Origin of the sequence: Paraburkholderia fungorum (assembly GCF_046027215.1) — a bacterium.
Lineage (GTDB): Bacteria > Pseudomonadota > Gammaproteobacteria > Burkholderiales > Burkholderiaceae > Paraburkholderia > Paraburkholderia fungorum_D.
Map to the genome: position 1 here is coordinate 548,065 of NZ_JAQQEN010000003.1, position 20,235 is coordinate 568,299.

18 protein-coding genes, 3 pseudogenes and 1 other annotated feature are annotated in these 20,235 nt (G+C 58.5%); of the genes and pseudogenes, 10 read left to right on the forward strand and 11 right to left on the reverse strand.

The genetic code is table 11. The features are described 5' to 3' along the window. Positions 1 to 368: 368 nt before the first annotated feature. From PQR27_RS38310 to PQR27_RS38325, 4 genes are all read left to right on the forward strand, one after another. Positions 369 to 614: a hypothetical protein gene (locus PQR27_RS38310; RefSeq protein WP_408528855.1), complete on the forward strand. Its 246-nt coding sequence runs from the start codon at positions 369 to 371 to the stop codon at positions 612 to 614. Further along, a complete protein-coding gene (locus PQR27_RS38315; RefSeq protein WP_408528856.1) occupies positions 611 to 805 on the forward strand; it encodes a hypothetical protein in 195 nt (64 codons plus the stop codon). The genes PQR27_RS38310 and PQR27_RS38315 overlap by 4 nt, the downstream gene beginning before the upstream one ends. Positions 806 to 819: 14 nt before the next feature. Next, positions 820 to 1,218, forward strand: coding sequence for a hypothetical protein (locus tag PQR27_RS38320; RefSeq protein ID WP_408528857.1), 399 nt, complete (start codon positions 820 to 822; stop codon positions 1,216 to 1,218). A 277-nt stretch (positions 1,219 to 1,495) separates the two neighbouring features. Continuing rightward, positions 1,496 to 1,765: a DUF1488 family protein gene (locus PQR27_RS38325; protein ID WP_408528858.1), complete on the forward strand. Its 270-nt coding sequence runs from the start codon at positions 1,496 to 1,498 to the stop codon at positions 1,763 to 1,765. Between the two features lie 42 nt (positions 1,766 to 1,807). Here PQR27_RS38325 and PQR27_RS38330 read toward each other — a convergent pair whose 3' ends face one another. Beyond that, on the reverse strand, positions 1,808 to 2,062 hold the full coding sequence (locus PQR27_RS38330; RefSeq protein ID WP_408528859.1) for a type II toxin-antitoxin system TacA family antitoxin: 255 nt from the start codon (positions 2,060 to 2,062) through the stop codon (positions 1,808 to 1,810). Between the two features lie 107 nt (positions 2,063 to 2,169). On the opposite strand from PQR27_RS38330, the gene PQR27_RS39435 reads away from it, so the two are divergent. After that, positions 2,170 to 2,529, forward strand: a complete 360-nt coding sequence (locus tag PQR27_RS39435; RefSeq protein ID WP_494471441.1) for a CppA family protein — start codon at positions 2,170 to 2,172, stop codon at positions 2,527 to 2,529. Between the two features lie 133 nt (positions 2,530 to 2,662). Further along, the gene (locus tag PQR27_RS38335) at positions 2,663 to 2,809 is read left to right on the forward strand and encodes a hypothetical protein (RefSeq protein ID WP_408528860.1); all 147 of its coding nucleotides are present in this window, start codon (positions 2,663 to 2,665) and stop codon (positions 2,807 to 2,809) included. Between the two features lie 313 nt (positions 2,810 to 3,122). On the opposite strand, the gene PQR27_RS38340 is transcribed toward PQR27_RS38335, so the two are convergent. Continuing rightward, positions 3,123 to 4,538, reverse strand: coding sequence for an ISNCY family transposase (locus PQR27_RS38340; RefSeq protein WP_408525451.1), 1,416 nt, complete (start codon positions 4,536 to 4,538; stop codon positions 3,123 to 3,125). A 189-nt stretch (positions 4,539 to 4,727) separates the two neighbouring features. Next, on the reverse strand, positions 4,728 to 6,143 hold the full coding sequence (locus PQR27_RS38345) for an ISNCY family transposase (RefSeq protein ID WP_408525451.1): 1,416 nt from the start codon (positions 6,141 to 6,143) through the stop codon (positions 4,728 to 4,730). A gap of 688 nt (positions 6,144 to 6,831) precedes the next feature. Between PQR27_RS38345 and PQR27_RS38350 the strand changes: the two are divergent. Further along, positions 6,832 to 7,577 (forward strand): annotated as a pseudogene (locus tag PQR27_RS38350) (type IV toxin-antitoxin system AbiEi family antitoxin domain-containing protein). 67 nt (positions 7,578 to 7,644) lie between these two features. Continuing rightward, complete coding sequence (locus PQR27_RS38355; RefSeq protein WP_408528861.1) at positions 7,645 to 8,544, forward strand: nucleotidyl transferase AbiEii/AbiGii toxin family protein; 900 nt, start codon at positions 7,645 to 7,647, stop codon at positions 8,542 to 8,544. Between the two features lie 491 nt (positions 8,545 to 9,035). Here the strand turns inward: PQR27_RS38355 and istB are convergent. Together istB and PQR27_RS38365 are read right to left on the reverse strand one after the other, a co-directional pair. After that, positions 9,036 to 9,606: pseudogene (gene istB / locus PQR27_RS38360) on the reverse strand (IS21-like element helper ATPase IstB); the annotation flags it as partial. A gap of 298 nt (positions 9,607 to 9,904) precedes the next feature. Then, a pseudogene (locus tag PQR27_RS38365) lies at positions 9,905 to 10,927 on the reverse strand (IS110 family RNA-guided transposase). A gap of 345 nt (positions 10,928 to 11,272) precedes the next feature. Here PQR27_RS38365 and PQR27_RS38370 point away from each other — a divergent pair. After that, on the forward strand, positions 11,273 to 11,425 hold the full coding sequence (locus PQR27_RS38370) for a hypothetical protein (RefSeq protein ID WP_408528862.1): 153 nt from the start codon (positions 11,273 to 11,275) through the stop codon (positions 11,423 to 11,425). Between the two features lie 154 nt (positions 11,426 to 11,579). Here the strand turns inward: PQR27_RS38370 and PQR27_RS38375 are convergent, their stop codons facing one another. From PQR27_RS38375 to PQR27_RS38390, 4 genes are all read right to left on the reverse strand, one after another. Further along, positions 11,580 to 13,049, reverse strand: coding sequence for an efflux transporter outer membrane subunit (locus PQR27_RS38375; RefSeq protein WP_408528863.1), 1,470 nt, complete (start codon positions 13,047 to 13,049; stop codon positions 11,580 to 11,582). Positions 13,050 to 13,057: 8 nt separating this feature from the next. Continuing rightward, positions 13,058 to 14,632 carry a DHA2 family efflux MFS transporter permease subunit gene (locus PQR27_RS38380; protein ID WP_408528864.1) on the reverse strand — a complete coding sequence of 525 codons (1,575 nt, stop codon included), beginning with the start codon at positions 14,630 to 14,632 and terminating at the stop codon, positions 13,058 to 13,060. Positions 14,633 to 14,652: 20 nt separating this feature from the next. Next, on the reverse strand, positions 14,653 to 15,750 hold the full coding sequence (locus PQR27_RS38385) for an HlyD family secretion protein (protein ID WP_408528865.1): 1,098 nt from the start codon (positions 15,748 to 15,750) through the stop codon (positions 14,653 to 14,655). Positions 15,751 to 15,812: 62 nt separating this feature from the next. Then, on the reverse strand, positions 15,813 to 16,259 hold the full coding sequence (locus PQR27_RS38390; RefSeq protein WP_408528983.1) for a MarR family winged helix-turn-helix transcriptional regulator: 447 nt from the start codon (positions 16,257 to 16,259) through the stop codon (positions 15,813 to 15,815). Between the two features lie 659 nt (positions 16,260 to 16,918). Here PQR27_RS38390 and PQR27_RS38395 point away from each other — a divergent pair. After that, positions 16,919 to 17,287, forward strand: coding sequence for a sensor histidine kinase (locus PQR27_RS38395; RefSeq protein ID WP_408528866.1), 369 nt, complete (start codon positions 16,919 to 16,921; stop codon positions 17,285 to 17,287). 246 nt (positions 17,288 to 17,533) lie between these two features. Here the strand turns inward: PQR27_RS38395 and PQR27_RS38400 are convergent. Next, a protein-coding gene (locus PQR27_RS38400; protein ID WP_408242455.1) for an IS3 family transposase occupies positions 17,534 to 18,768 on the reverse strand; the annotation gives its coding sequence in 2 pieces (ribosomal slippage) (positions 17,534 to 18,480 and positions 18,480 to 18,768; 1,236 coding nt in all). Then, positions 18,374 to 18,490 (reverse strand) — a sequence feature (AL1L pseudoknot). Its footprint overlaps the gene before it by 117 nt. A 197-nt stretch (positions 18,769 to 18,965) precedes the next feature. Beyond that, the gene (locus PQR27_RS38405) at positions 18,966 to 19,865 is read right to left on the reverse strand and encodes a LysR family transcriptional regulator (protein WP_408528867.1); all 900 of its coding nucleotides are present in this window, start codon (positions 19,863 to 19,865) and stop codon (positions 18,966 to 18,968) included. Positions 19,866 to 20,235 lie beyond the last annotated feature (370 nt).

The window sequence follows — 20,235 nt, forward strand, 5'->3', positions numbered from 1 at the left end:
AAGTATCGAATTCTTTAATCGTAGTGACGTTGTCGCGTCGAATGCTCTGCGTTCCGAAGCGCCGAGCAAATCACGGGGCGGTGACTGCCATCCGTGGTGGCATCCGGCGGTGGAGCTTTGGTCGCTGAGCGGCTGGCGGAAGTCGATAGGTTCACTGTGGGGTATCAGTGGTTATCGGCACTTGACTTTAAAACTTTAGAACTCGGCGAGATGGCCGCAGCGCTTCGGCGCCGTCTGGTCTTCGATCTGGATCGTGTTCTGGCCGCTGGGTTCGAGCAACCGAACGGCGCACTGAACATTGAGCGCATTGCGCTGAAAGCCGCGACAACGGAGAAACCTGGCGCTATTTCGGCGAGGGGCTCGAAGCGATGCCGCACCTCTATGAACTATCCGTCGATCCGCCCGATCCCGACGAGATGCTCGTCGCCGCATCGAAGAACCCGCGTACGGTACATATCGACGGAGGCGCATCGATTCTCCAGCGCGAAGGCGATGTGCGGGTCGAAGACGTGGAGGGCTTTCCGAGCGAGAGAGCAGGGTCGTGCCGGTGCTGGTCGCCGATCCGGAGCAATAACAATGCTGGTTTGCACTGTCCGATCGCGGTCTTTTCGTGAAAAAGCGCGACGCGGCAAAATGGCGTGGCACGCATCCAGGACGTGCAAAGCTACGAGGACTCCAGCAAACACTTGCGCTGCTCAAGATTCTGGCCTTCGGTCAGAAGGACCTCGAACAGCGAAAATTCAAGGGTGCTGATGAGTTTCTTGCCGAGCTCTATGACCTTGACCGGAAGGCGCAAATCCGCTGATGGGGTAGACGAAGTTGACGCTCCTGGCCGTCGATGACGCACAAGAGGAGACGACGGACTTCCGTCGCTACATGCTCGAAAGTTTCGGTGCCGAGACGTGGAAGCAAACGGCCTCGGAATTGGCCGTCACATTTGGATATATCAGGCAGTTTCCGCCGAACGGTTATGTCCCGGCGGAGCTTTCGGATTTCGGCGGTCTGAATTTCCGGGAAGCGTTGAGCGGCCAGAATCGGATGATTATGAGGTGCGTGACGACACCATCTACATTCACGTCGTTACCGATACGTGCCGGGATCTACGAACGCTTCTCCAGAAACGACTATTGCGTTTTCGTCGGTGAATCCTGCCTTACCGGCACTGACACGCCGCGACGCCGGGCCACTCGCCAGATCGTGACGCCGGCGTACTCCTGAAAAGGCTCACCATATCCAGCATGTCAGCTTCCAGAAACGCAACTAACCGTCAATATTACCGTCGCCTGCAACAAAACTCAAAACCGCCTCCAGCACGTGGGGCGCCTCGGAAAATCATGAGCAGGTACGTCGCTCGGCGAGCGTCCATAATGGGCAGCTGGGGAGGGTGAAATCGTTCTGTCATTGACGAGCGCACTGTTTTCAATTTCTGGTAGATTTATTGCTTCGCAGCGCAGTACAAATCGAAAGGCTGCGGATGATATCGTCGAGGTGCTTCATGGAAGTTCTTGATCGCGCGGCTGCAGTCTCGCCGGACGGATGCGCTGTGAGTTTCATGCTGTCGATCCGCGGGCGCGAAATCGAAGGTGCGGTTGCACGTGAGGCACTCGAAGAACACTTCTGGCTGCCGCGCGGCGCAGACGTAACGCGCACACTCAGAACGTTTGAAAACGGTCGCAACCGCATCATCGCGGTCGCGCAAAGAAAATTACTCGCGCGGCCCGACGAGCCGCTCCGGCTCACTGTTAGCGACTTCGTGACGCGGTAATGCACCGTTGAGCTGAGGACGCCTCGTGACCCGGCGTGTACGTCATAAACGTCGGTCTGTGCCAAAACATGTCGCCTCCAGGTGGGCGACGGCGCCGGTAGCAAGCGCGCGGTAGCCTCTGACGGAGCATCCAGCATGGCTGGTGAACTGTCTGAACTTCTCTATATCCAGATTGAAAAACGTCTGACTCAGCATCACTGCCTCAAAGCACCCACCCGCAGCTTCCAGTATCAAATCGGAACGACTCTTACCGAGCAGGTTCGCGGCACGATCTGTCAGATCGCGTTGAGCCGGCAACGCGCGAAGATGATGGACGCACGAAGGATGATTCCCTCTGAATATGCGTACACGGGAGACATGCAGATCAGTATGGATCGGTTGTCAACGCACAGTCGCGACGGCACGTGAACTTTCGCCTTGAACGCGGCCTCAATACTGTATATATTAACAGTACTGGTTATATATACAGGGTCGGGCGATATGGACATCTGATTCGCATTCTCAACGACAAGGATCGTCGAACGCTTGCCTCGTTGCGGCAGCAGGTCGGCGACGCCGCACTTGGCGCAGCCGCTGAGCGGTGCGGCGGCCCGACAAAGCCCTATGTGTCGCGTGTCTGCCGATGCCTGGGTCTGAGGCCGCCAATATTCGGAGAGTCGCGCCCGCACATATCGACTGCGACTGCCGAGCGGTCACTCGCTTCAATCCGCGCAATTCTGGCCGCGGCTGCGGCAAGGCATGCCCACGGTTCAGTGCGTGTTTGAGGCTTTGACGTCTAATCTGGCGAGGACGTCGAGCCGATCATGCAGCAGCGGCCGTTTCTGATGGACGGATTCCAGAAGTGACGTTCGTGCCCGGTGAGAGCCACAGTCATACAGCGTGGCAACGGGAGTCCGTTTGGACACGCGATGGCCTCAATCCATCGTCGACGTCGTCGACCTTCATGGCAGCGACTTCGAGCAAGATAGTCAGTCCGATGGCGAGCCAGCGGTGTTCGTCAATATTTTCAACTGCGCTAAGTCGGTCGGCGCCGATCCGTGCTGAACAGAAGCCGCTCGCGGAAGTCTTCCTTTGCGTGGCGCCAGACTGAACTTCGTACTGGAAACGGCTGTGGGGGCACGGCAAACACCTGGATGAATGTAGCGACTCCCGTCACGCATGACCAGGGGCTTGAGCTAGCGCGCAGCCTTGCGGATCGGAATTCCTGGAACGCGCGGCAGGTGTGGCACGGTGCTCGTGCCATATTCGCTTTCAGCCGCAGAGGAGAATGAAGTAATAGCACCCATATGTCGAGGCCATTCTGAAATGTCCGGGTTTGGACTTTTTAGAAATGTCCGGTTTTAAGGTTCAGAAATCTCTATGTTAGAGGGCTTTCAAGCACCGAGCCTGCCCGCGTTCCGGCAGTTCCCAGGACCGCTGCATTCAGGTCTTCAAGCGTCAGTTCGCGCTGCTTGCAGGTGCCCACCTTGCGCTCCTTCGGCCGCGGCGCTTCGCCCTGATTCGTTCTCGACGGCGAGCCTGACGCACGCCGGTCATCGCGCTGCGCCTGGATCACCTGCGCCATCTGCAACGTGTGTCCCAGCCGCTTGTTATCGACCACCGCCGCCTGGTCGATCTCCGAGAGCCGGTCATACGGCACACAGGGCAGGGCAGCGCCATTGACCCGGATCTCGATGCGTCCGTCCGGATACTCGAACACGTCCAGATAGTTGTGAATGAGGCTGCGGTTTGCCGCCGTGTCTTCAAGCAGATAGATCACCCGGTCGTACTGCACCGTCAGCACCTTCGACACGCGCCGCGGCACCCGGCACGTCAGGATCAGGTCGAGATCGTCATCGGCCCGTAACGGCCGGTGTGCATCGAACGCGCTCCTGGGCACCTTGCCGAACCGGCCATTGAAGTCAGCGATGAAGTGGGGCGCATAAGCGTTGGCCGCCTCCTTCGTGCTGATGCCGCGTAGCCGCAATTCCTTCACGAGGCGATCCTGCAACGTCAGATTGGCGCGCTCGACGCGCCCCTTCGCCTGACTGCTGTTGGCACAGAACGTATCCACATTCAGTTCGTACAGCGCGCGGCCAAACTGCGTCACGCCCTTGCCAGGCGTCACCGAATGGCTGTTGCAATGAAATACGCTCGCCTTGTCGCTGTACAGCGCGACCGGCTTGCCATGCTGTTCAAGGTACGCGCGCATCGCCTCGAAATAGCTGAAGGTCGACTCTGTCGCCGTGAAATGCAGCGCCATCAGCCGGCTGGTCGCATCGTCAATGAACACCAGCAGCGTGCAGGCTGGCGCGCGGCCCTCGAACCAGCGGTGATCGCTGCCGTCGATCTGCACCAGTTCGCCCAGGCATGCTCGGCGGTTTCTCGGCTGATGCAGCTTCGGCGGTCGCTGCCGGCGGGGAATCCACAGCCCGGCCTCACGCATCCAGCGCCGCACGGTTTCTTTCGCCAGCACCACGCCATGACACTCGGCGAGCTTCTCGCACGCCAGTGTCGGCCCGAAATCGGCGTAACGCTCACGCACCAGCGCCATGGCCCGCGCACGGAGATCCACCGGCAGTTCGCGGTTGCCCGGTTGCCCACGCCGCGCCGAGACGAGCCCGGCCGGTCCGGCAGCCTCGTAGCGCCGCACCAGCCGGCTGACCTGACGCTCACACAGCTGCAGCCGTTCCGCCGCCAGCACGATCGTCAGGCGATGCTGGACGACCGCTTCGATGATCTTCACGCGCTCGAGCTCGTGCATGCTGATCGTGATCAATCCACGTCCGTTCATGTCCGGCTCCCGGGCTGTGCTCATGCCGCAGCATGCGCCACAGCCGCCGGTCCGGAGCCGGGAACCGGACATTTCTAATGAGCCAGAACCAGACATTACTAAAAAGCTCTGACACCATATGTCGAGGCCATTCTGAAATGTCCGGGTTTGGACTTTTTAGAAATGTCCGGTTTTAAGGTTCAGAAATCTCTATGTTAGAGGGCTTTCAAGCACCGAGCCTGCCCGCGTTCCGGCAGTTCCCAGGACCGCTGCATTCAGGTCTTCAAGCGTCAGTTCGCGCTGCTTGCAGGTGCCCACCTTGCGCTCCTTCGGCCGCGGCGCTTCGCCCTGATTCGTTCTCGACGGCGAGCCTGACGCACGCCGGTCATCGCGCTGCGCCTGGATCACCTGCGCCATCTGCAACGTGTGTCCCAGCCGCTTGTTATCGACCACCGCCGCCTGGTCGATCTCCGAGAGCCGGTCATACGGCACACAGGGCAGGGCAGCGCCATTGACCCGGATCTCGATGCGTCCGTCCGGATACTCGAACACGTCCAGATAGTTGTGAATGAGGCTGCGGTTTGCCGCCGTGTCTTCAAGCAGATAGATCACCCGGTCGTACTGCACCGTCAGCACCTTCGACACGCGCCGCGGCACCCGGCACGTCAGGATCAGGTCGAGATCGTCATCGGCCCGTAACGGCCGGTGTGCATCGAACGCGCTCCTGGGCACCTTGCCGAACCGGCCATTGAAGTCAGCGATGAAGTGGGGCGCATAAGCGTTGGCCGCCTCCTTCGTGCTGATGCCGCGTAGCCGCAATTCCTTCACGAGGCGATCCTGCAACGTCAGATTGGCGCGCTCGACGCGCCCCTTCGCCTGACTGCTGTTGGCACAGAACGTATCCACATTCAGTTCGTACAGCGCGCGGCCAAACTGCGTCACGCCCTTGCCAGGCGTCACCGAATGGCTGTTGCAATGAAATACGCTCGCCTTGTCGCTGTACAGCGCGACCGGCTTGCCATGCTGTTCAAGGTACGCGCGCATCGCCTCGAAATAGCTGAAGGTCGACTCTGTCGCCGTGAAATGCAGCGCCATCAGCCGGCTGGTCGCATCGTCAATGAACACCAGCAGCGTGCAGGCTGGCGCGCGGCCCTCGAACCAGCGGTGATCGCTGCCGTCGATCTGCACCAGTTCGCCCAGGCATGCTCGGCGGTTTCTCGGCTGATGCAGCTTCGGCGGTCGCTGCCGGCGGGGAATCCACAGCCCGGCCTCACGCATCCAGCGCCGCACGGTTTCTTTCGCCAGCACCACGCCATGACACTCGGCGAGCTTCTCGCACGCCAGTGTCGGCCCGAAATCGGCGTAACGCTCACGCACCAGCGCCATGGCCCGCGCACGGAGATCCACCGGCAGTTCGCGGTTGCCCGGTTGCCCACGCCGCGCCGAGACGAGCCCGGCCGGTCCGGCAGCCTCGTAGCGCCGCACCAGCCGGCTGACCTGACGCTCACACAGCTGCAGCCGTTCCGCCGCCAGCACGATCGTCAGGCGATGCTGGACGACCGCTTCGATGATCTTCACGCGCTCGAGCTCGTGCATGCTGATCGTGATCAATCCACGTCCGTTCATGTCCGGCTCCCGGGCTGTGCTCATGCCGCAGCATGCGCCACAGCCGCCGGTCCGGAGCCGGGAACCGGACATTTCTAATGAGCCAGAACCAGACATTACTAAAAAGCTCTGACACCATAAAAGGTGATAAATTATGTTATGTAAAGTGAAGGGCCGCAGACTCGATGTCTCGAATATTCCCGTTGGTTTGCAGAAAACTGTTCCCGGTTTTTGCATAGTTTTCTTCCAAGCCTCCAGCCTGAACCACGCGCCGCGTGATACCAAAGGCCCAGCTTCTTCCCCACTGCGTCTGCAAAGTCAGCGAGCGCTTTCATCGGTATTCAATTCGGCGTTGCACTTGGGGCTTGCCGGAAAAGCCACAAAATCGCCTCAAGCGTTGATCTGGGGAACAACTTTCTGCAGTTGACGTCACGGGCTCCCGTCTGTCGTGCCGGCCGCGTGCGCTACTCGAAGGTCAAACGTGGATCCGCGGGCGGCAGCACTGCGAGTGCATACATTATTCTCTCCAAATACAAGAAAATCGGCATTTCTGTAGAAAAAGTCATGCCGCGTGAGCCTGAAAATCCCCACACTGCGAAGCGCGCTCCTCATCTTCACCTGTCGTCAGCGCGCGGATGCCGCATGATTTATTCTTTGTAACTTCAAATTAAAGGGGGTATGTTATAAAGAGTCATGCATTATCGGCAGAATAGCCAGCAAGACACTTCAACGGCTCATGGCAAGCGCGCCGCGCGGGCAACCGCTCGACCCGAAAATGCTTCGCGGCAGCGGCGTGAGCGCCCAGCAGACCACCTATCTGGTCAACGCCGGATGGCTGCAACGCCTGTCCAAAGGCGCCTATCTGCTAGCTGGCTACACGCCCACCCGGGATGGAATACTGGCCTATCTGGTCCAGCGGATACCAGGCCTCCACGTCGGCGGCAGAACGGCCCTGGACTGGCAGGGTGTGCGTCACACAACCTGAGTTTTCGCGAGCGCGTCGTGCTGTGGGCCGAACGCCCCTACGTCATGCCGGACTGGGTCGGCGAACATATGCCCTATACGCTGCAGACGACACTCCTGTTCGACTCAAGCTTGCCGGAAAACACCGCTCTGTCACCGCTGCCCAACCGCGATCCCACGCTGCTCGTTTCCGAGCCCGAGCGCGCACTGCTTGAACTCGCCAGCGATGTGGGCAAACGACGTGCGAAGGGCCAGTCGCTTGAGGAAGCCATGAGCCTCGCGTCCTCGTTGCGCAATCTCCGGCCGACAGTTTTAGACACCCTCCTCTCGCACTGCACGCGCGTCAAGGTCGTCAAGCTTGTGCGCGACCTTGGGGAGGCGAGCGGACTTCCCTGGGGCCAAGACCTCCAGCGACATGTCGACCGGCTTGGGCCCGGCCGACGTTGGACGAGTAGCCGCAAGGGCGGCCCTCGCCTCACCCTGAAGGCCTGATCTGCACGCCTCGTAAGCTCAACGTCCTCTCAATGAACGATCAATACGTCAATACGGGGTTCGCCTCATGCTGGCCATCACGCCAGATGTTTTTGACACGCATCACTTCGCGATGAAAGGAGGCACCGCCATCTGCATGTTTGTTCAGGACCTGCCCCGCCTGTCCGTCGATATCGACGTGGTCATGTGTCCCCATGAGCCGGGCCGCGACGAGGCTCTCGCCATCATCCATGACGAACTCGCTCGCGCCCGGCAGGCTATCGAGCGACAGGGACACATGGTTACCGTGGCCGCCGCCAGTGGCAGAAACAAAGCCGACGACGTGAAACTGACCGTCTCGTCCGCTGAGGCCCAGGTCAAGGTCGAGGTGAACTACGTTTTTCGCGGCACACTTACATCGACGGTAAAACGAAGTGTCGTGCCGCGCGCACAGGCGATGTTCCGCGTCGACTTCGAAGTGCCGACGCTTGCCGATGCCGAGCTTTACGGCAGCAAACTCGTTACGGCACTGGACCGGCAGCATCCGCGCGATATTTTTGATGTGCAGCACATGTATGACACATATGGTCTGCGCGAGGACGTCGTGACGGCATTTGTGGGCTATCTTGCTGGCCATAACCGCCCACTCCATGAAGTACTTTTTGCGAAGCCGCGCTCCCTTGAGGACGAATACGAAGCCGGTTTCGTCGGGATGACCGTTGATCAGGTCGATCTGGCTGCACTTGAGGCCGTTCAGGCCCTCCTCCACCATGATCTACCGCGGGCGCTAACTACGGAGCATCGTAAATTTCTCGCCTCGCTCGTGAGAGTCGAGCCAGACTGGTCACTGATGCCGTACGACCATCTACGCTACCTGCCGGCCATTCGCTGGAAGATCGAGAATCTTGGCAAACTCAGGGTGCGCGACGCGACCCGCTTTGCTTATCGGGCTGCATTACTGGAGGAAGGCTTCGCGGCACTCGATTAACACTGCACATGCAGGTGATGCTTCAGAGTGGAAAACAAACAGCATCTGGTCGCCGTGCAATGCGCGTGGCCGGGCTGAATTGTTCAAAGCCCGAATGCGCAGCGGGCATTCGTACGAATACCTCTTTACCCTACCTGGGCATGCGTCACGCGCTGAGTGTGGTCTACCACAGTTGTTACGGCTCGGCGAGCACCGTCGGGAGATCGGGGTCGGGGGGAGCCCTGAAAGTAATCAAACGACCCAAGCCGGGCCCACCCCAAGTGTAAAAACGGTCCGCATAACTGACTGCGCTGGGGTCGTATCGTTCAGCCTCCTCTAACACGAACGTGAAAAACGCCAGCAGTAGCAGACCGTTCGTGGCGGGCACAGCAAAGTAGTCGAGCGTGTACTCGGGCCGATCCTGATAGAAGTCTCGCTGTATTGATTTGCATGAAATCCTGACCCGGGATTTGCATTGAATTCTGACTCACCCGTTGGACCAGCTTTGCGGGTTATTCGGTGAGTATCTGGGTCTTCTTTCTCTCATTCTTAGGCTGTGTCGTGCTGTTTCTGAAACGATAGCTATCGTTACCTGTTTCTACAATGTGGCAGTGGTGCATGAGCCGGTCGAGCAGCGCGGTCGTCAGCTTTGCATCGCCAAACACACTGGCCCATTCGGTGAAGCTCAGATTGGTGGTGATGATGATGCTGGTTCGTTCATAGAGCTTGCTGAGCAGGTGGAACAGGAATGCACCGGCCGGTCTGGCTGAAGGGCAGATAGCCGAGCTCGTCCAGAACCACAAGATCTGCATACATGAGTCGCGTAGCGAGCTGTCCAGGCTTGCCCACGAGCTTCTCCTGTTCGAGCGCGTTGACCAGCTCGATGGTGGAGAAGAAGCGCACGCGGCGGCGATGATGTTCGAGGGCCTGCACAACGATCGCGGTTGCCAGATGGGTCTTTCCAGTGCCGGGTCCATCCACCAGAGCGATGTTGTGCGCCGAGTCGATGAACTCGCACTGATACAGCTGGCGCACCAGCGCTTCATTGGCGTCGCAGCAACTGAAGTCGAAGCCGCCGATGTCGGGGCTATCGTCCTTTCCGTGCATGTATGGACCCGGCGCCTTTTGCAAGCTTCTTGTTCGTGATGTCGAAACGGTCTGCATGCATGTATCCGGCTTGCCAGATGGGCGGTTGCCGAAGCACGCCCGCAGCCTCGATGATATCCGCGCACCCCGTCCTTAGCAAATTCGCGGCTCGCCGTTAGTGGCAGCCAGCACGAAAAACAGGCTTCAGGATGCTGGTTCAACCTATTTCGTCATCGCTTTGAGAAGCTTCGCAAACCAGTGCGGGTAGTAACTGCCGAAAATACGCTTTGTTCGCCTATGCGTTCACGCCATGTGGTAGATAGTGTTCCTCGTGACTGAGCATCGCCTGAATGATGCGCGCGTTCTTGTTGGCCAGCGCCACCGCGGCGCAGTTGTACCCGCGTCGCGCAATAAGCTGCTGGAGCCAGATGCTGAGCGAATCGGTCTTGGCCTGCACGTAGCGAAGCACCGCTCGCGCGCCGTGAATAAGGAGTGTTCGCAAATACGTGTCACCGCGCCGACTGATGCCCTGCAGGCGCGGCTTGCCGCCAGACGAATACTGTCGGGGCACGAGGCCCAGCCACGCAGACAGATGCCGGCCGTTGCGGAACTGCCTCGCGTCGCCGACTGCGGCGACAACGGCCGTGGCGGTAATCGGACCAATCCCCGGGGATCTCGGCGATCTTCTTGCACAACGAAGACGGCTTCATGAACGACTGGATAGATGCCTCGATCAGGTGAACACGTTCCTCGATGGCGCCCAGGTGCTGCAGAAGTTCGGTGAGCAGAGTCTGGCAAAATGAAGTCAGTTCATCGGCGCTCGTGCGCAGCAGTTCCGGTACCGCGCGCTTGAAGGCTTCTGGCGAGCGCGAAATAGCCAGCCGGCGTTCGCCGAGCAGGCCACGTATCTGATTGATCAGCGCGGTGCGGTGGCGCAGCAGGATAGCGCGCATGCGGTGTGCCGGCTGGATGTCCGATCGACCGATTTGACCGTCACGAAGCGCATCGTGGGCCGGCTCGAGGCTTCAACGATCGCTTCCGCATCGTTGCGGTCGTTCTTGTTCGTCTTGACGAACGGTACCACGTACTGCGGGCGGATCAGCCGGACTTCAATGCCGAGCGACTGGAAACGCCGTGCCCAGTGGTGGGCGGTGCTACATGCTTCCATGACGACCATTCTTGGCTTCAGTGTGCGCACGGATTCGAAGAATGACCCCCGCGAGACCTTCGCACGATGCACAACCCGACCGCGACGATCAGCGCCGTGGAGCTGGAAGACCTGCTTCGCGAGATCAATGCCGAGAACGTCGATTTCCATGATGAACCTCCACACGTCTGGGTGAGTGCGTCAGTGTCCCCCGGAGGGAGGCGCCGGGTCCATCTCAGTAAATCATGGCGGTAGTCGCGCGCAGAGCGGCTTGCAGCACGGCTCGGCAGTTCAGTGGTTTTCGCACAATCGCCGGCTTCGCAAGCCATTGATTAATATGGTCTTTAATATCAAACCCCCAGAATTTGCACAGAAAGGACTACACCCCCTCTCTGCAGGCCTGAACCGCACGCTGCCGTCAAGATGGGATAACCGGCCGCTTACAATCTGAGGGCAGAACTGCGCAAGCAAAATACTTTGGTGGTCGGGGTACATCCGGCCTATATCGAGACTGACATGACTGCTCGACTCGACGTGCCGCAGAGCAAGCCGGAAGACTTCGTGGCGCAAGTACTGCAAGCGGTTTTGAATGGTCAGGAAGAGGTGCTGACAGACGATGTCGTGCGCAAGGTAAAGCGTCGTTGTCTACCGCGAAGGCCGCCTATCTAGGTCTTTGAGCGACGTTGCCCGGGCAGTCACGACGAACTATGTGAACTACCGGGCGACACGCACGCTTCCTGCTTGGTCGCAGAACGCCGCCAAAGAAGGCGATTACTTTTCCAAGCGCGCGGGTCCTGTGGACTGGTCTGGCCCGCTGTATCTATTAATGGCTGGCGGCCGACAAAACGGTCGCGCCAGAGGTCTGACCATATTCGTTCCGCGCCGCCACGCCAGCTTCGGCGCTCTCACTCCAACCACCACCCAACGAACGGTACAGAGCCACGGCAGCGAGCGCGTGCTCCCGCTTCGCCTGATTCAACTGGTCCGAGTCCTGCAAGTACGTCTGTTGCGCGGCGAGTACGTCGAGAAAATCAGTCGCGCCGCCTTTATACAGCTGGTTAGCCAGTCTCAGCGACTGATCTGACGCCGCCAACGCGTCCGTTAGACGCTGTGTCGACTCCGTGGTGCTAACGAGATCGCTGCGGCTATCTTCCACTTCTTTAAGCGCCTGAAGGATCGTTTGCTGCATGCCCAACTGCGATTCGCGCATTTTGCTTTCACTCTGCTGGATACCTGCCGTAATGCGACCCGCGTTAAAGATCGGACTGGTGGCGTTAAGTGCCGCGCTAAATAGATTGTCGGTTAGGGTTGGCAGGCCAAGGTATGACGCAGCGAGCAGACCATCACTCAGATTCAGGGTGAACTTCGGATACCGCTCCGCCTTTGCCACGCCAACTTCAGCGGCGCGTTGCTGAACCGTAGCGTACGCCGCGAGCACATCAGGGCGGCGCAGCAGCGCTTCAGACGGGAGCGTTAGCGGCGCGGTCCCACCCGGAGTAGGCACTGGAGCCGGCGTCGCCAGGATAAGCTTGTCGACCGATTCTGGCGTGCGCCCTGAGTACACGGCAATGAGGCTTAGCTCATGCTGGATCGTCGACTGCGCTTGGGGAACACGAGCCAACAATTCGCTCAACTGGTTTTGCGCACGCGCTACGTCTAGCTGCGTTGAAAGCCCAAACTTGAGCCGCTCCTGGGTCAACTGGAGCGCTCGTTGACGAATTACCACGTTATCCTGCAATATCTTCAATTCAGATTGCGCCCAGCGCAAATCGACATAGGCCGAAGCCGCGTTGGCCGCCAAGGCCAACCTGAACTCGTCCTCAGCGTGCTGCTGTCCCACCAACTGCGCTTGTGCAGCGAGCAAATCGAGGCGCTCTCCGCCGAACACGTCCGGAGTCCATTTCAGCGCCAGGCCAACGCCACCTTGCCGGACATACCCCAGTGGGGGAGGCGTGTTGATTCTGCTATCAGACGCTGCGGCGGTCGCGTCAAGTTCCGGCAACAGCGCGGCATTCTTCTGTGTCGTGAGTGCCCTTGCCTGCTTGACTCGTTCGCTGGCGGCCTGTAAATCCAGATTGCCGCTCAGCACTGACGCAACTAGTTCGTCAAGGACAGGGTCGCCGAATTGAGACCACCACGCTGTGGCATCGACCCCATCCTTCGGCACGTCAACACTCCAGTTCGCCGGCGACACTGACGTTACTGCGCTAGGCAAGTCGGGATGGGCCGCCGGCTGAACGGCACACGCAGCCAACGAAAGACAAGCCAAAACTCCGATTAAAATCCTTTTCATGATTGACCTCAGTGTGCGTCCGGTGGCGGTGCGGAAGTGGTTATGGAGCGGGCGAAAAATACACTGACGATGCCCACAAGGAAGCAAAGTGACAGCACGTAAAAAATGTCGGAATACGTCAGAACTAATGCTTCGCGCATCACCAGCCCGTGCAAACTGGCCAACCCGGACTGGGTCGCATTTAACGTGTCGCCGGCGGCGGACGACCAGTGAGCCGTCTGGCCCGACAGCACCGATTCCACCTCTGGACGTCCTACCGTGACACTTTCATTAAGCCGAAGATAGTGGAAGTTAAGCCGGTCGTTCAACATCGTGGCACTAACTGCGATGCCGATCGCGCCACCAAGATTGCGCATTAGATTGAACAGGCCGCTGGCGGACTTGAGCCGCGATTGAGGCAGTGAGCCTAGCGCCATCGTGACAATCGGCGGGATGGCGAACTGCTGTCCGATACCACGCAGTGCCTGTGGCAGAAGCAGTTGCTGCCAGCCCCAGTCGTGAGTCAGCGGCACGTACAGATAGCACCCCAACCCGAAGCACACCAGCCCGAAGAACAGAAGCAAACGCATGTCAACGAAACGAGAAACCAACGCGTACACGCCGAGTGCAATAAGCTGGAATACGCCGACCGAGAGCAACGCAATGCCGATCTGCAACGAACTGAAGCCTCGCACCTGACTGAGAAATAGCGGCGTCAGAAACACTGCAACGAAGATGCCGATACCTGTGACAAACGACAACAGGCTCCCGATGCCAAAATTTCGTACGAGCAGCGCGCGCAGATCTACGATCGGATCCTTCGCTGTCAGCGCGTGGACTATGAAAAGGAAACCGCAGATTGCGGAAATCCACGTACATGCCACGATGACGTGGTCACCAAACCAGTTTTTGCGCGGACCTTCTTCAAGGACGTATTCGAGACACCCGAGGAAACCCGACATCAGAAGGATGCCAAGATAGTCACCCTTTTTGAGAAGCGATAAATCTGGTTTGTCAATATTCACGTACTTCGGTACCAGCGCAGCGACGGCCACCCCCGGTACAAGATTCAGATAAAACAGCCAGTGCCAAGACCATTGATCGGTAATCCAGCCGCCGATGACCGGTCCGACAGCTGGCGCCAAGGAAGCCAACGCACCGATTGTGGTGGACGCGATCAGCCGCTGTTTGCCCGGGAAAAGGACAAACGCCGTGGTAAATACAGTGGGAATCATCGCTGCACCCATCGCACCCTGCAAAGCGCGAAATGTAATGATCGAGTTGATGTCCCACGCGATGCCGCACAGCATACTGGTAATGGTGAAGCCCACGGCGGATGCCACAAATAGCCAGCGCGTCGAGAAGACCTTGGAGAGCCATCCCGACATCGGGATCACCAGAATCTCAGCAATCAGGTACGCGGTCTGGACCCACGACAACTCGTCCTGGCTTGCAGAGAGCCCACCACCAATATCTCGAAGAGACGAGGCAACGATCTGAATATCCAGCGTCGCCATGAAAAACCCGAGGCACATAAGCGCGAAAGCAAACACGCGTTGCCGCATTGGCTGCGAAGCTGGGTCAAGTAAGTTTGAAGTTGTCATGATCGGGACCTTGGGCGCTCTTAGTTTCCGCTCGAAATCTGCGAAGCATCGCCGATGCGTACCTTGACCGTCGCGGACAAGCCTGGGCGCAACACCGATTCCATCCCACGCGGGACATCAAGTCGAATGCGCACCGGAACGCGCTGTACGATTTTCGTAAAGTTGCCGGTAGCGTTTTCCGGCGGCAGTACGCTGAAGGTCGCACCGGTAGCGGGCGCCAAGCTTTCAACGTGACCGTGCAAGGGGGCACTCGAAGCATCAAGCGAAACATCAACCCGGTCGCCTACCTGCATTTTTTTCAGTTGGTCTTCCTTGAAGTTCGCGTCCACCCATAAGTCTGTCGATGGCACAACTGTCAGCAGCGATACGCCCGTGTTGGCCAGCATGCCGACGCGTGCGGTGCGGTTTCCGATGTATCCGTCGACCGGGGAGCGGATCGTGGTGTATTCGACGTTCAGTGCGGCCACACGCTGAGCCGCCAGAGCTGTACCGACCCTTGCCTGGGCATCAGCGATCTGCGCGCTGAGGACGTCCAATTCGCGCTTCGCAGCCAGCACGGCAGCATCGTTGCTTTGCACTGCCGCTTGCGCCTTTGAAAAATCGGCGTCCGCACGCTCGACGATCTGGTTTGACACAGCATCGTCTTTGACCAGTTGCCGATACCGCGACTGGTCGGCAGCGCTACGGGTCAATTCGGCAGACGACGAACGAAGTTCCGCCTGATGCTGGTTGATCACGGCCGCCTGGAGTGTTTGCTTCGCCTGCAATTCTGAAACTGCGGCTCGTGCGCTGTCGACTTCCGCAGTGGCTTGCGCGAGCTTCGCGTCATAGTCACGCGAGTCGAGGCGAATCAGTATCTGGTTGGCCTTAACGCGCTGGTTGTCCTGAACGAAGATGTCTGTGACGAAACCGTTGACCTTCGGCGCCATCACTGTGACATTTCCGCCGACATATGCGTCATCCGTCGATTGCTCAAAGCGCAACACGAAATACCAGTAGCCCGCCGCGGCGGCGAGGACCAGAAAAACCACCCCTACTGCCAGCGACATCCACGGGACGCGTTGCTGCTGCGACGCTGGTTTGGTGATTACGGGTGCGGGACTGGACGGACTTGACATGATTTCACCTGTGTATATGCACTTATGCGCATGAAAACTAACATTGTTCGGGCTAACAAGCCCTACTCTTTGATCAAACTTTTAGAAACATCGCGAGAGATACGGAAAAGCTCATGCCTAAGAAACGCGGCTTGCTGGGGGCCGAACTTCCGTTCGAACTCGTCCTGCGCCGCACTCCAGTGAACCGTTGCCTCGACCAGCTTTGCATGGCCGTCGGTCGTGAGAATCAATTGCAGGCGGCGCGCACCTCGGTCCTCTGACTCATTGGCTACAAGACCGTTTAGCAGCAGCGGACGAAGCGCCCGGACCAGCGTGGTTCGATCCATCAGCATTGCGGTGGCCAGTTCAATCATCGTCAAACTGACCCCTTTTTTAAGCGCCCGCAGAATACTGAACTGAGTCGGCGTGACGTCTGCCTCCGACAGATGGCGCTCATAAAGCTGAGAAATGTATCTGGCCGCCTGTCTGACAGCGAAACAGTCGTCGTTTTCGGGTGATTGAGTGTGCATGTGCACAGAATAGCGAGCGCGACCGCAGCGATCAATCTCCCGGCCGCATCTGATTCTTGCGCCGAGAAGAACAATCCCCGGCGCGCCGGGGCGGCGAAGTTTGGCCGCTAAGTCAGTTTCTTCGACGGAAACCCCGGGCAATCGTGCATTCGTTGGAATTTCGGGCATGCACGACAGACGGCATCCGCATACGGTCCATACAATGCCCCATATAGCGCCGTGCCTCTTTAACCCGAATCAGGTGGCAATATGGGCGATTGGACGAAGCATCGTAACGAACGAGACAGTACCCCGCCTATCCTTGTCAACGCGTCGCGCAGACTGCGGCGAAGAACCGCTTCGACCTGTTCAGCGCTTGTTGCGTTCGGCTACGGCCGGGGCGCCCAGCCGTCGTCGACTACGAGTTCCACGCGGCCAATTGTCGATCGCGATGGACGCCCGGCGAAGTTCAAACCCGGCGATCGAGTACGTGTATCCGCGCGTTACCTCATTGGCCACTATCGGACACCAACTGATGTGCGTGGCAAACCGGCCCGCATCGTGCCGGTGGTCGAGCGTGCTTGACTATCACGAGGTCGTTAATACAGAGGAAAAGCGCAGAAGTACCGAGGAAATCGGCTCAGAAATGGCAGATAAGTTGACCTACTACGAGAGAGACAATGGGCGATCCGTTGCTGATCGCGCAGGCCATCGGAAACCTCATCGACAACGCCCTCAAATACGCCCAACTCAATGGAAACATTACTGTCGAGGCATCGAAGGATTGGAGTGGAAACGTCGTAATTGCCGTCGCCGATGATGGCCCAGGCGTCCCTGACGATGAGAAACCTAACGTCACGGACCGCTTTTACCGCGGCGACGCAAGCCGAGGCACACCGGGAATTGGATTGGGACTCTCGCTAGTTGCTTCCGTTGCCCGGCTGCATCGTGGAACTATACATCTGACAGGTAACCATCTTGGGTTGCGCGGCAGCCTGATACTGGCTCCTCCCGATGCTACAGTTGATTTTCCAAAATCTAATATCTAAACGCCATTTTCGCGTGCTCTATGGACGAGCACGTTACTGCACCTTGACGTCGTTTGCACAGCAAACGCTTCGCCTCGAAGGCTGTACTGGCAAGACTTACGAGGTCGGCGGTCCGCACGGACCTCAACCATACAATCTCGCAACCCTGCTCGATTACACCCTCGGCGACCGGCATGCCACCATTAACAGTCAACTGTGGACTATGGGTTGTCTGAACCGCCCCGGGAATCGTGGAGGCTGGTTGGTTTAAGTTGATGCCGGCACAGCGATGGTATTGCTGAATTGCCGGTAGTAGTTTGCCTCAGCTTCAGCGGGCGGAATATAGCCGAGAGGTTCCATCAGCCGATGGTGGTTGAACCACGCGACCCATTCCAGCGTCGCCAGCTCGACAGACTCACGCGTTTTCCACGGCGCACGACGATGAATCAGTTCGGCCTTGTACAGGCCGTTGATCGTTTCAGCCAGCGCGTTATCGTAGCTGTCGCCTCGGCTGCCAACCGACGGCTCGATGCCTGCTTCGGTCAGCCGTTCGCTGTAGCGAATGCTGACGTATTGCGAACCTCTATCGGAGTGATGGATCAGTGTTCCGTCATTGTCCGGCCGTCGAGCGTACAGCGCCTGTTCAAGTGCATCCAGAACGAAGTCCGTGGTCATCGACGAGCTGACGCGCCAGCCGACAATGCGCCGAGCGAACACGTCGATCACAAATGCGACATAGAGCCAGCCCTGCCACGTCGAGACGTACGTGAAATCCGACACCCAGAGCTGGTTCGGCCGGTCAGCCTTGAACTGACGGTTGACCCGGTCGAGCGGGCGTGGAGCCGATACATCGGGGATAGTCGTGCGAACTCGCTTTCCACGCCTCACACCGCGCAAACCCTGTTGCTTCATCAGCCGCTCGACGCTGCAACGTGCCACCGCAATACCCTCCCGGTTCAACTGCTTCCAGACTTTATCCGCGCCGTAGACCTGCATGTTGGCCTGCCAGACTCGCTTGATTTCTGGACTCAGAAACTCATCGCGTTTCGCTCGGGCACAGCGCCGCGACGGATCGCGAAGCTGTGCGGCATGACGCCGATAGCCCGACGGGGCAATCCGCAAGACCTTGCAGATCGACTCGACCCCGAAGGTGTCGCGATGCTGGTCGATAAAGGCCTTCAGGACTTCAGGCGGCGGTCGAGTTCCGCCTGGGCGAAAAATGCGCTCGCCAGCTTCAGAATCTCATTGGCACGGCGCAGTTCCTTAACCTCACGCTCCAGTGCCTTGAGGCGTTCACGTTCCGACGTGGTGACACCCTCACGCTCACCGCTATCAACTTCTTCTCGCTTGACCCATCCCAGCAGCGTCTGGCTCGTACAGCCGATCTTGGGGGCGATGGATTCAATCGCTGCCCACTGTGAGGCATACTCGCCCCGATGCTCTTGCACCATGCGCACAGCACGTTCGCGGACTTCAGCAGAAAACTTGTTCGACTTGTTCATAGCTCCATTCTCTCAAGAGTTGGAGCCTCCACCAAATCCGGGGCGGTTCAGTCAATCCGCGCGCGCGGAGCGCCCAAAGCTCAGAAGCGAACGTGTATTACCATCAATCTGGATCACTTATCTCCGTCGCGACAAGCACACGGAATAGCGCGCTAAATCGAGATCTAAGCTTAGCCCTGTGCACAAGACGAACCCTCTTAAGAAACCGATTCAAAGAACGCAGCAGCGTGTTCTACGAACGCTTTAACCTTGGCGGGAAGGAGGGTCCGTGTGTTATACGCAAGGCGAATTTCAAGCGCACCGTCAACAATGCTGAACGCCTCAAGAATTGATACAAGTCTGCCCGATGACAGTTCGTTTCGAACCAGTGCTGCAGGAACAACCCCAATGCCAAACCCCTGCAGCACCATCTCCCTATTAAAAACCGCATTGTTTGACGCCACATCGTACTTGAGTGGAATACTCAAGTCCTCCTCCCCGATGCGGAAGGTCAATAACGGTTTCCGAAGCGAGGGCGACATCGTTACAAAGAGGTGTTCGGTCAAGTCGGTCGGGTGCAAGGGCAAGGAGCGTTCGCTCAAATATTCCGGCGTCGCGACGATCGCCAGAGGCATGCGCTCCAGCAGGCGAGTAATGGTTGTATCGGTGCTCAGCATGAATGGGAGCACAATGCCCAGATCATAACCATCCGCGACCAGATCAACGGGCCTTTCAGTTAGCGTTACGTCTAGGCTTATCTTCGGATATTTGTGCTTGAACGTCGAAATTAGGGGTACGAGCCGATTCACCGTCGCAGTCGTGTGGGCCACCAGTCGAAGCACCCCGCTCGGCTCTCGCGTCTGCACGGAAGCTTCTGCCTCGAGCGCTTCCAAAGCGTCGAGGATCTGAGCGCAGCCTTGGTAAAAGTGTTCAGCCGCTTCCGTTAAAGAAACTTGTCGCGTCGTTCTGTGAAATAGGCGGCTGCCGAGTCGCTGCTCAAGCCCTGCGATTGCCCGCGAGACGATCGGCGCCGTGAGCCCCAGCATATCCGCAGCACGCGTAAAACTCTTTGCTTCGACAACCGAACGAAAGACTCGCAAACTTTCGAGATAGTCCATAGTGACTCTCCGCAGTAACGAACGGCCCCCATTTTCTTCACCACGTCGAAGTCTTCGTGCGGACACTCGCCTCCGACCAAGCGTTCAGACCTTCCCACGCGCAATTGCATTTTCGGCCACGCCAACACTCTCGCGCCACATTACTGCGGCATCCGCGCTAGTCGCACCAGAGGTTCTGCAAACGACAAAGACGGCAGCTGTCAAGCCGATCAGCACTCACGGACGCCCCGCTTTTGAGATTGTCACGCTTTCTCCACGACGGTCAAGCTGGCCAAATGCAATGCCCTTTGCGCGCAGAAAGAGGCACCAGTCCTACGCTTGAGCTGCGGCTGGGTCGTTTGCAGAATTGTCCCAAACCATTTAATATGTG

What these genes read in the sequence shown, in the direction of transcription:
- PQR27_RS38310 (WP_408528855.1), top strand. Translation starts at nt 369, where the DNA reads ATGCCGCACCTCTATGAACTATCCGTCGATCCGCCCGATCCCGACGAG.
- PQR27_RS38325 (WP_408528858.1), top strand. Translation starts at nt 1,496, where the DNA reads ATGGAAGTTCTTGATCGCGCGGCTGCAGTCTCGCCGGACGGATGCGCT.
- PQR27_RS38340 (WP_408525451.1), bottom strand. Translation starts at nt 4,538, where the DNA reads ATGAACGGACGTGGATTGATCACGATCAGCATGCACGAGCTCGAGCGC.
- PQR27_RS38345 (WP_408525451.1), bottom strand. Translation starts at nt 6,143, where the DNA reads ATGAACGGACGTGGATTGATCACGATCAGCATGCACGAGCTCGAGCGC.
- PQR27_RS38355 (WP_408528861.1), top strand. Translation starts at nt 7,645, where the DNA reads ATGCTGGCCATCACGCCAGATGTTTTTGACACGCATCACTTCGCGATG.
- PQR27_RS38370 (WP_408528862.1), top strand. Translation starts at nt 11,273, where the DNA reads ATGACTGCTCGACTCGACGTGCCGCAGAGCAAGCCGGAAGACTTCGTG.
- PQR27_RS38375 (WP_408528863.1), bottom strand. Translation starts at nt 13,049, where the DNA reads ATGAAAAGGATTTTAATCGGAGTTTTGGCTTGTCTTTCGTTGGCTGCG.
- PQR27_RS38380 (WP_408528864.1), bottom strand. Translation starts at nt 14,632, where the DNA reads ATGACAACTTCAAACTTACTTGACCCAGCTTCGCAGCCAATGCGGCAA.
- PQR27_RS38385 (WP_408528865.1), bottom strand. Translation starts at nt 15,750, where the DNA reads ATGTCAAGTCCGTCCAGTCCCGCACCCGTAATCACCAAACCAGCGTCG.
- PQR27_RS38390 (WP_408528983.1), bottom strand. Translation starts at nt 16,259, where the DNA reads ATGCACACTCAATCACCCGAAAACGACGACTGTTTCGCTGTCAGACAG.
- PQR27_RS38395 (WP_408528866.1), top strand. Translation starts at nt 16,919, where the DNA reads ATGGGCGATCCGTTGCTGATCGCGCAGGCCATCGGAAACCTCATCGAC.
- PQR27_RS38405 (WP_408528867.1), bottom strand. Translation starts at nt 19,865, where the DNA reads ATGGACTATCTCGAAAGTTTGCGAGTCTTTCGTTCGGTTGTCGAAGCA.